The sequence below is a fragment of the Acidisphaera sp. S103 genome (assembly GCF_009765975.1).
Taxonomy (GTDB): domain Bacteria; phylum Pseudomonadota; class Alphaproteobacteria; order Acetobacterales; family Acetobacteraceae; genus Rhodopila.
This window is the reverse complement of record NZ_LMUJ01000067.1, coordinates 19,285-28,450: the sequence shown is the minus strand read 5'-3', so window position 1 is coordinate 28,450 and position 9,166 is coordinate 19,285. Positions and strand designations below refer to the sequence as shown.

The window sequence follows — 9,166 nt, the reverse complement described above, 5'->3', positions numbered from 1 at the left end:
TGGTTGCTCGGGCGGCGTGATAGCCCTTGGTATCCGACGCTGCGCGTGTACCGGCAGCCGGCGCCGGGGGACTGGGATGCGGTGCTGGATGCGGTTGTGGGTGATCTGCGGGGTGTGGTTGGGGGGGAGGTGGCCCTTCTCGGGTGGTGCGTTGGCGCCTGATGAGGCGGTGACGGTGCCGGCCCGTTTGGTTTGGTCTGTGTTTTGAGAAAATAATCAAGTGCACACAGAGTTGCACCGAGTTTGCACAGAGTTACACCGAGAAAAGGATAAGGCGCTTCGCGCGGGTTGGGAATGTCTGAATTTGTGTGCGTGAGGCTCGTGTCATTTCACGTTTGATTTGGCGTTCGTCAGCGAACATGACGCGCCCGGCGTAACATCATCTTCTCTGAGTAACTCTGTGCAAACTCGGTGTGACTCTGTGTGCGCTTGATTACTTTGTTTCAACCAGAACGACACAGCCAGCGTGACCGGCGAACCACTCCGATCGCCATAAGCAGTCCGACTCGGTGACCACCGGGCACCCTGGCAGAATGCGCCTGGCCCCCCACATCAAGGCGGCACCGTTAGGGACCGCTCGTGACTCAGGCCTGGTTGAACCGTATTGGCACGGCCGTTCCGCCGCATGATGTGCATGCGGCGTTCGTCGAGTTCGGCAGCGAGACTATCGTCGACCCGCACCGGCGGGCGTTGTTCGACCGGATGGCGTCGCTCGCGGACATCGAGCATCGCTATGCGATCTTCGAGCCGGGGCCGAAGCCGCGCGACACGATCCTCGATGCCGGGGGGTTCTATCGGCGGGGGGCATTTCCCTCCACCGCGGCGCGGATGGCGTTGTATGAGCCGCATGCGCTGGCGTTGGCGATGCAGGCGGTGCGGGCCCTGGAACCTGACGGTATCACGCATCTGGTGGTTGCCAGTTGCACCGGGTTCAGCGCCCCCGGGCTGGATTTCCAGATTATGCGGGCCGCCGAACTGCCGGACAGCACGCAGCGCACCATCGTGGGGTTCATGGGCTGTTTCGCGGCGGTGAATGCGCTGAAATTGGCGGACCAGATCGTCCGAGCGGATCGGCAGTCGCGGGTTTTAGTGGTCAATCTGGAGCTGTGCAGCCTGCATTTGCAGGAGGATTTCCAGGATGTGCCGAAGATGCTGAGCTTCCTGTTGTTCGCCGACGGGGCCTCGGCGGCGCTGGTGACGGCGGAGGCGAGCGGTATCGCGCTGGGGCGGTTCCAGGCGGCGCTGATCCCGCGCAGCGCGGAGCTGATTACCTGGCACATCGGCGACGACGGCTTCGAGATGCATCTGTCCGGACAGGTGCCCGGCCGCATCCGCCGCTGGCTGCCGGCGCACGGCCCTGCCCTGTTGCCGCCGGAGACGCCGGCACTGTGGGCGGTGCATGCCGGCGGGCGGTCGATCCTGGATGCGGTGCAGCAGGGGCTGGGGCTGGGGCCGGATGCGTTGCGGCATTCGCGTGAGGTGCTGCGGGCGTATGGGAATATGTCGTCGGCCACGCTGATGTTCGTGCTGGCTCGGATGCTGGACGATCCGGATGCGCGTGGCACCGGCATGGGGATGGCGTTCGGTCCCGGGCTGACGGTCGAGACGTTCGGATTCGACCGGCCGTGACCCTGGTCCGGCGCAGTACCGAGGCCGAACGGATGGACACGGACTGCGCGGATTTCGAGGATTACAGCCGGTGTCTGCGCGATTTGTCGCGAGTCAACGTGGTGACGCTGACGCATCGGCCGATGCTGGCCTGGCTGGCGAAACGGGCGGCGGGTGATTTCTCGGTTTTGGATATCGCCAGCGGGCATGGGGATGCGTTGCGACGGATCAGGGCACGTTTTCCCGCCGCGCGGCTGACGGGGATCGACCTCAATCCATGGGCCATTCGCGCCGCTCGGGCAGCCACCGATCCGGCCGCCGGTATCGACTTTATCGAGGGCGATGCCTTTGCCCATGTGCCGGCGAAGCGGTTCGACTTCATCGTCACCTCACAGTTCACCCATCATTTGACGGACGAGCAGGTTGTTTTCTTCCTGCGGTGGCTGCAGGAAAACGCCGCCCAGGGCTGGTTCATCAGCGACCTGCACCGGCATGTCCTGCCGTATTACGGTTTTCCGCTGCTCGCCCGGCTGATGCTGTGGCATCGGTTCGTGCGCGGGGACGGGCAGATTTCCATCGCTTGTGCGTTCGTCCGGACGGAGTGGCAGGCGCTGCTGCGGCAGGCCGGCATCACCGATCAGCGCGCGGCGATCACCTGGCACATCCCGTTCCGGCTATGCGTCGCGACCCGCTGATCATCGGCGCCGGGCCAGCCGGGTCGGCGGCGGCGATCACATTGGCGCAGGCGGGCTACCGGCCTGTGCTGGTAGAGCGGACGACCGGGCCGGCGGACAAGGTCTGCGGGGATTTCCTCAGCGATGACGCAATCCAGCGTGTTCGGGGTCTCGGTGTCGATCCCGTGGCTCTGGGTGCCTCGTCGATTCAGCGTGTTCGGCTGATCCATGGCGAAGGTATTGCGGAAGCCACCCTGCCCTTTCCCGCATTCGGGCTGTCCCGGCGCGGGTTGGACGCGGCCCTGCTGAGCCGGGCGGAAAGCGCCGGTGCGATCGTGCAGCGCGGCCAGACCGTCCGGCACCTGACGTTGGATCTGGGTGAATGGACGGCGCAAACCGGCGATCAAAGCGGGTTCACGGCTGAAACCGTGTTTCTGGCGACGGGAAAGCACGACGTGCGGAACCTGCCGCGTGCCCGCTCCGATCGGGGTGCGGTCGGTATGAAGATGTATTTTCACCTGGCGCCGGGGCCGGCGAAGACGCTGGACGGCGCGATCGAGCTGACCCTGTTTCCGGGTGGGTATGCCGGGCTACAGCTTGTTGAAAATGGGCGGGCGGTGCTGTGCATCGCGATTCTGCGGCAGGCGTTCCAACGATATGGGGGCGGTTGGCCGGGGCTGATCGCCTCGATCGAGCAGCGCAGCCGGCGTTTTGCAGCGATGGTGGCCGGCGCTCGGCCTTTGTTGGCGCGTCCGCTGGCTGTTGCCGGCATTCCTTACGGTTATCAGGCTGGTCCAGAGGATTCCGGCGGTCTGTTCCGGCTTGGCGACCAGGCCGCGGTAATCCCGTCGCTGACCGGAGACGGCATGGCGATCGCCCTGCACAGCGGGCAAAGCGCGGCGGAGACCTGGATGGCGGGGGGTGATTCGGTGGCGTATCAGCGGGCTCTGGGGAGCACGCTGAGGACGCAGATGCGCCTCGCCGGCTTGCTGCATCACGCTTGTATGAGTGGGCTGGTGCAGGCCGGACTTACCCGGGGCGCGCGGGTGTTTCCGGGGTTGCTTCGCTATGCCGCCAGCGGCACCCGGCTGCCGCCTACGGTCGCGCTGCCGGAGGAGATGGTGCGGATCCCGGCAGGATGACCGCGTCGTTGCGGCGCGCCACGAAGCCCCCAAGCTTTATACCCGGCACGTTCCCCGCTTGAACGAACGCCGACCTCAGAACGTTACCATATAGTTTTGAAATGGCTGGTGTGCCTCTCACCATCGTAGCCGGACGTGTCCCGGCCATGACGGTGAGAGTGTCTACCGCCCCAGCAGCCGATCCAAAATCCGTCCCTCGATCGCTGCGGCCTCTGGGTCGCCGCGGCGGCGGGGACGCGGAAGGTCTACTGTCACGTCCATGGCCACCCGGCCGGCATCCAGCAGCAGGATACGGTCGGCCAGCGCGACCGCCTCGGTTACGTCGTGGGTTACCACGATTGCAGTGAATCCCTTGTCTTCCCAGACTTGCTCGATCAGCGCCTGCATCTCGATCCGCGTCAGGGCATCCAGTGCGCCCAGCGGTTCATCGAACGCCAGGATCCGGGGATGGCTGACCAGCGCCCTGGCAAGCGCGACTCGTTGCTTTTGGCCGCCGGACAGGACCGCCGGCCATTCTTTCGCCCGTCCGGACAACCCGACCTGCGTCAGTGCCTCGATTGCCAGGCGCTGCCGATCGGCCCCGCGTGGCGCATGCGACAGGCCGACCGCGACATTCGCCGCGACAGATTGCCACGGCAGCAACCGAGGCTCCTGGAACATCAGGCGCACGCTGTCCTTCCAGCCGGAGGACGCGCCATCGATCGTGATCGTTCCGGCGGTCGGCCGATCCAGCCCGGCGAGCAGCCGCAACAGGGTGCTCTTGCCGCAGCCGCTGCGTCCGACAATGGCAACGACCTGGCCAGCCGGGATGTCCAGGTCGAGCCCATGCAGCACGGTCTGCGCGCCGAACGCCTTGGTCACGCCACGCAGGCTGACCGTCGACCCGGTCGATGTCACCCGAAGATCGGTGTCGAGGGCGGTATCCAATAGACTGACGTTCATGGCTCAGGCCTCCGCGTAAACAGGATTCCAGGACAGGCAGGTGCGTTCCAGCCAACGGGCGACACTGTCGGCCAGCTTGCCCAGCGCGGCGTAGATCAGGATCGAAACGACGACGACATCGACCATCATGAATTCACGGGCGTTCATCGCCATGTAGCCGATGCCGGACGACGCCGAGATGGTCTCCGCCACGATCAGCGTCAGCCACATGATCCCCAAACCATAGCGCAGCCCGACGAAGATCGACGGCAGCGCGCCCGGAAACACCACCCGCCAGAAGATCGCGCCTTCCGACATGCCGTATGCCCGCCCCATCTCCAGCAACTGGCGGTCCACCGATCGCACGCCGTGCAGGGTGTTGACGTAGATCGGGAAGAACACGCCCAGGGCGACGAGGAACAGCTTGGCTTCCTCGCCGATGCCGAACCACAGGATCACCAGCGGGATCAGTGCCAGATGGGGGATGTTTCGCAGCATCTGCAGCGTGCTGTCGGTCAGTTTCTCGCTGAGGCCGGACAATCCGTTCAGCATCCCCAGGGCGAAGCCGATGCCGCCGCCGACGGCAAATCCGGCGAACGCCCGCCATGTGCTGATTTCGATATCCTGCAGCAGTTCGCCGCTGCGCGCGACCCGCCAGAATGCTTCGGCCACAGCGGTCGGGGCCGGCATCACCTGATCGGCGATCAGGCCGAACCCGGACGCGACCTGCCACAGCAGCAGGATCAGCGCCGGAACAATCCACGGCAACGCGCGCTTCATCGGTTCCTATCCTTCTTCAACCATTCATCGGACGCCGGCGGCCAGGCGGTTTCGGCCAGCAGGCACATCAGCCAGCGGATCATTCCGCAGCCATCCGAACCGGCGCCGCCCGGAAATCGCGACCCGGTTCAAACGCGCGCTGGCCGATCCCCAGGGCCGGGAACAGCAGTTCGGCGACGCGATAGGCTTCCTCCAGATGCGGATAGCCGGAGGCGATGATCGTCCCGACCCCCAGCGCCTGGTATTCGCGCAGACGTTCCGCCACCGTTTCCGCGCTGCCCACCAGGGCCGTGCCAACCCCATGCCGCACCAGGCCGACGCCGGCCCACAGATTTGGACTGATCTCCAGTTTGTCCCGATGCCCGCCGTGCAGGTCCAATTGGCGAAGCTGTCCGACCGAATCCGTGTCTTCCCGCATCCGCTTTTGCGCCGATGCGATGGTTTCGTCGGACAAATGGCTGATCAGCCGATTGGCGGCGTCCCAGGCTTCCTCATCGGTCTCGCGCACGATCAGGTGCACCCGTAGACCGTACGACAGTGTCCGCCCCCGAGCGGCGGCGCGGGCGCGCACGGTGTCCAGCTTCTGTTTCACCAAAGCTGGTGGCTCGCCCCAGGTCAGGTAGGTGTCCACGTGATCCGCGGCGACCTCGATCCCCGCGGCCGAGGACCCGCCGAACCACAATGGCGGATACGGCTTCTGCACACTGTCGAAGACGCCTAGCCGGGCCTCCTGAGCGGTGAGGTGCTTGCCGGAGAAGTCGACTGCTCCGTCGGTCAGCAGGCGCCGCCAGATGTGCAGGAATTCATCCGTCTGGGCATAGCGTTCGTCGTGGTCCAGCAACACGCCGTCGCCCGCGAGGTCCTTCGGCTGCCCGCCGGTCACGATGTTCAGCAGCAGGCGTCCGTTGCTGATCCGATCCAGTGCCACCGATTGCCGCGCCGCCAGCCCGGGCGTCAGGAACCCCGGCCGCAGCGCCAGCAGGAACTTCAGCCGTTCGGTTTGCGGGGCCAGCGCCGACCCGACCATCCAGCCGTCCAGGCAATTGGTGCCGGTGGGCAGCAGCACACCGCCAAACCCCAAGCGGTCGGCCGCTCGGGCTATGTCACGCAGATAACCGATATCGGCCGGACGATGGCCTTTTTCGGTTCCCAGATAGGACCCGTCGCCGCTGGTGGGCAGGAACCAGAAAAGATCGAGTGGCTGCTTGGACATTTTCAAACCTTTCAAACGCCGGCGTGCCAGACGATGTCGGAAACCTTGAAGTCCACCGGCACGAGCCCGAGCGCTCGGAATCGGTCCGCGACTTTCTGCTGGCTGCGCACCAGGTCGTCGGTCATCGGCGAGACTTTGTATGGGTAGTGCGCCAGGGCGCGTCCCCAGACCTCCTGCGGCATCCCGGTCGCGCCGGCCAGGATTTTGGCGACCTCCGGTCGATGGGCCAGCGACCACGCGGCGCTGGTGGCGCAGGTCTGCAACACCAGCGCCGCCAACGCCGGGTTGGCGCGCACGAACGCGCCGTTGCCCATGATGTAGCCGTATTGCTCGCCGATTTCGGCGTTCGTCGTCAGGGTGCGGACGCCCGGCCGGTTGTCGAACAGCGACGCATACGGTTCCCAGATGGTCCAGGCATCGATGGCACCACGCTCGAACGCGGCGCTGGCATCGGCGGGGCCCAGATAGATCGGCTGGATCTGATCGTAACGAAGACCGGCTTTCTCCAGCGTCATCAGCGTCATGTTATGCGCTGCCGACCCTCGGCCGAACGCGATCTTCTTGCCTTTCAAATCGGCAATGGTTTGAATTTTCGAACCCGCCGGCAGCAGGATCGACTGCGGCGCCCCCTGGATCGAGCCGATATACAGCAGATCGCCGTGCGCGGCCTGAGCGAACACCGGCGGGGTGTCGCCGACGGCACCCACGTCGATGCCGCCCACGCGCATCGCTTCCAGCAGCGGCGGTCCGAACTGGAACTCGATCCATTCCACGCCGATGCCTTTGGGGCTCAGCAGTTTTTCCAAATCCTTGTTCTCGCGGGCGGCCATCAGCACAGGCTCACCCTTCTGGATGCCGACCCGCACTGTCTTCGCACCGGCTGCTCGGGATTTGATCGCCGGCAGGGTCAGTCCGGCGGCGAGCAAAGTCCGTCTGTTCAGTTTCATCGGAAAGTTCTTTCGTTACCAATCCGCGTCCAGGCCCAGCAGGCCGAGGATTTCGCGGCGCAATTCAGCCAGGCGGGGATCGCCGCGATGCCGCGGAAATGGCAGGTCGATTATCAGATCGGCAATAATCGAGGCGGGACGATCGCTCAGCACGATCACCCGGTTCGACATGAATAGCGCCTCCTCGACATCATGCGTGACCAGCAGGCTGGTGAACCCCGTGCGTCGCCATAACGACACCAGTTCCTGCTGCATCGTCATCCGGGTCATCGAATCCAACTTGCCCAGCGGCTCATCCAGCAGCAGCAGCCTGGGATCGTTGACCAACGCGCGGGCCAGCGACACCCGCTGCGCCATGCCGCCGGACAACTGGTGCGGATAGGCGGTGGCGAATTGCGTCAGGCCGACCAGCCGCAGCGCCTCATCCACCCGATGCACCTGCCGCCGCAGCAGCCCTCGCGCTTCCAACCCCAGCGAGACGTTGGCCTTCACCGTCCGCCACGGATACAGCGTCGGGTCCTGGAACATGACCACGCGAGACGGATCGGGCTGCGTGATTTGAACGCCGTCCGCCAGGATCGAGCCGACCGTCGGCGTTTCCAGCCCCGCCACCAGCCGCAGCAGCGTCGACTTGCCGCAACCGGATGGCCCCAGCAGTGATACCAGCTCACCCGGTTTGATACGAAGCGAAACCCGGTTCAGCACCGGCAGCGTCTTGCGGTCGAGATCGAAACGATGACTGACCTCACGAACATCGATGTCGGCGCCGGCAACGAACTGTTCAGCCAGATTTCCGCCTACCATTGCACCAGCCCCTTCTGCCAGGCGAGCAACCTGTCGCGCAGACGGAACAACAGGGTGATCAGCCCGGTACACATCAGCGCCATGACCAGCAGCGCGGCATACATGTTGGCGTAGGCGGCCCAGCCCTGGGCCCATTGCATGTACCAGCCGAGGCCTGATTTCACGCCCATCATCTCGGCCACGACCAGCACCGAGAACGATGCACCCAGCCCCATGAACAGGCCGATGAAGACTGACGGCATGGCGGCTGGGATGGCGACTTTCAGCACCAGGAAGCGCTGATTGGCCCCCATTGTGCGGGCCACGTCGTAGAACGCCTTGTTGACCCCGGCGACGCCGGACCATGTCAGCACCGTCACCGGAAATCCGGTGGCGAGCGCGATCAGGAACGTGCTGGCGCTGTGGCTGGACGGGAAGGCGAAGAATGCAATCGGCAGCCAGGCGGTCGCCGGCAGCGGTCCGATCAGCCGCAGCACCGGATGCGCCCAATAGCCGATCGCCCGAGACCAGCCGATCGCCACCCCCAGCACGAACCCCACCGCCGCACCGATCAGATAGCCACCGGCGAGCAGGCGAAAGCTGTTCCAGACACTGCCGCCCAGCCGCGGGTAATCGTCGGTGAACACCTCCAGCAACGCCTGCGGCGAGGCGAAGAACGGCCGCGGCAGCACCGCGAACTTGGCCGTCACCAGTTCCCAGGCCGCCAGCGCCACCGCCAGGAGCACCAGCCAAGCCCCGGCGCCGCGCAATTTGGCGGGAACAGTGAAGCGGAACAGGCTGGCCCCGACCGAGGCCAGCAGCAGCAGGCCCGACAATCCGGCGGCCAACCTGGCGAGCAGTTCGGTGCGCTCGAAGTCGTCGATGTCGGGTAGGCCACCCGTCATCATTGCGGCGCCGAACCAGGCGGCCGCCGCCAGCAGGCCGGTGAACCAGAATCCTGCCCGGACGTCCGCGACCGGCGGGAAATCGACAAGGCCGGCGTCTTGCGATGAAAGACTAGCTGAGGACATCGGCGTACACCTTCGCGGCAAATCGTTCCGTATTGGTGTTTGGCTTGATCACCGAGATGGCCTTCAA

9 protein-coding genes are annotated in these 9,166 nt (G+C 65.3%); 3 read left to right on the top strand and 6 right to left on the bottom strand.

Annotation, left to right across the window (positions count from 1 at the left end; translation table 11 throughout):
- The first annotated feature begins 579 nt into the window (after positions 1–579).
- Genes GSQ89_RS24655 through GSQ89_RS24645 form a run of 3 tightly spaced genes read left to right on the top strand, consistent with a single transcriptional unit; the run spans position 580 to position 3,424 of the window.
- Positions 580–1,629 (top strand): type III polyketide synthase, encoded by a 1,050-nt coding sequence (locus GSQ89_RS24655; protein WP_158930246.1) that lies wholly within the window; start codon positions 580–582, stop codon positions 1,627–1,629.
- On the top strand, positions 1,626–2,303 hold the full coding sequence (locus GSQ89_RS24650; RefSeq protein WP_216856363.1) for a methyltransferase domain-containing protein: 678 nt from the start codon (positions 1,626–1,628) through the stop codon (positions 2,301–2,303). The genes GSQ89_RS24655 and GSQ89_RS24650 overlap by 4 nt, the downstream gene beginning before the upstream one ends.
- Positions 2,285–3,424: an NAD(P)/FAD-dependent oxidoreductase gene (locus GSQ89_RS24645; protein ID WP_158930244.1), complete on the top strand. Its 1,140-nt coding sequence runs from the start codon at positions 2,285–2,287 to the stop codon at positions 3,422–3,424. The genes GSQ89_RS24650 and GSQ89_RS24645 overlap by 19 nt, the downstream gene beginning before the upstream one ends.
- Positions 3,425–3,586: 162 nt before the next feature.
- Here GSQ89_RS24645 and GSQ89_RS24640 read toward each other — a convergent pair whose 3' ends face one another.
- The 6 genes from GSQ89_RS24640 to GSQ89_RS39390 form a co-directional block, all read right to left on the bottom strand.
- Positions 3,587–4,366 (bottom strand): ATP-binding cassette domain-containing protein, encoded by a 780-nt coding sequence (locus GSQ89_RS24640; RefSeq protein WP_158930243.1) that lies wholly within the window; start codon positions 4,364–4,366, stop codon positions 3,587–3,589.
- Between the two features lie 3 nt (positions 4,367–4,369).
- A complete protein-coding gene (gene ssuC / locus GSQ89_RS24635; RefSeq protein ID WP_158930241.1) occupies positions 4,370–5,125 on the bottom strand; it encodes an aliphatic sulfonate ABC transporter permease SsuC in 756 nt (251 codons plus the stop codon).
- A gap of 79 nt (positions 5,126–5,204) precedes the next feature.
- Positions 5,205–6,338 carry an FMNH2-dependent alkanesulfonate monooxygenase gene (ssuD, locus tag GSQ89_RS24630; RefSeq protein ID WP_158930239.1) on the bottom strand — a complete coding sequence of 378 codons (1,134 nt, stop codon included), beginning with the start codon at positions 6,336–6,338 and terminating at the stop codon, positions 5,205–5,207.
- A gap of 11 nt (positions 6,339–6,349) precedes the next feature.
- On the bottom strand, positions 6,350–7,285 hold the full coding sequence (locus GSQ89_RS24625) for an aliphatic sulfonate ABC transporter substrate-binding protein (protein ID WP_158930237.1): 936 nt from the start codon (positions 7,283–7,285) through the stop codon (positions 6,350–6,352).
- A 15-nt stretch (positions 7,286–7,300) separates the two neighbouring features.
- Entirely contained in the window at positions 7,301–8,089 is a 789-nt protein-coding gene (locus tag GSQ89_RS24620) for an ABC transporter ATP-binding protein (RefSeq protein WP_158930235.1), read from the bottom strand.
- Positions 8,083–9,099: an ABC transporter permease gene (locus GSQ89_RS39390; protein ID WP_158930233.1), complete on the bottom strand. Its 1,017-nt coding sequence runs from the start codon at positions 9,097–9,099 to the stop codon at positions 8,083–8,085. The genes GSQ89_RS24620 and GSQ89_RS39390 overlap by 7 nt, the downstream gene beginning before the upstream one ends.
- Between the last annotated feature and the right edge of the window lie 67 nt (positions 9,100–9,166).

Coding starts and splice junctions, on each gene's coding strand:
- GSQ89_RS24645 (WP_158930244.1), top strand. CDS start 2,285: ATGCGTCGCGACCCGCTGATCATCGGCGCCGGGCCAGCCGGGTCGGCG.
- GSQ89_RS24640 (WP_158930243.1), bottom strand. CDS start 4,366: ATGAACGTCAGTCTATTGGATACCGCCCTCGACACCGATCTTCGGGTG.
- ssuC (WP_158930241.1), bottom strand. CDS start 5,125: ATGAAGCGCGCGTTGCCGTGGATTGTTCCGGCGCTGATCCTGCTGCTG.
- ssuD (WP_158930239.1), bottom strand. CDS start 6,338: ATGTCCAAGCAGCCACTCGATCTTTTCTGGTTCCTGCCCACCAGCGGC.
- GSQ89_RS24625 (WP_158930237.1), bottom strand. CDS start 7,285: ATGAAACTGAACAGACGGACTTTGCTCGCCGCCGGACTGACCCTGCCG.
- GSQ89_RS24620 (WP_158930235.1), bottom strand. CDS start 8,089: ATGGTAGGCGGAAATCTGGCTGAACAGTTCGTTGCCGGCGCCGACATC.
- GSQ89_RS39390 (WP_158930233.1), bottom strand. CDS start 9,099: ATGTCCTCAGCTAGTCTTTCATCGCAAGACGCCGGCCTTGTCGATTTC.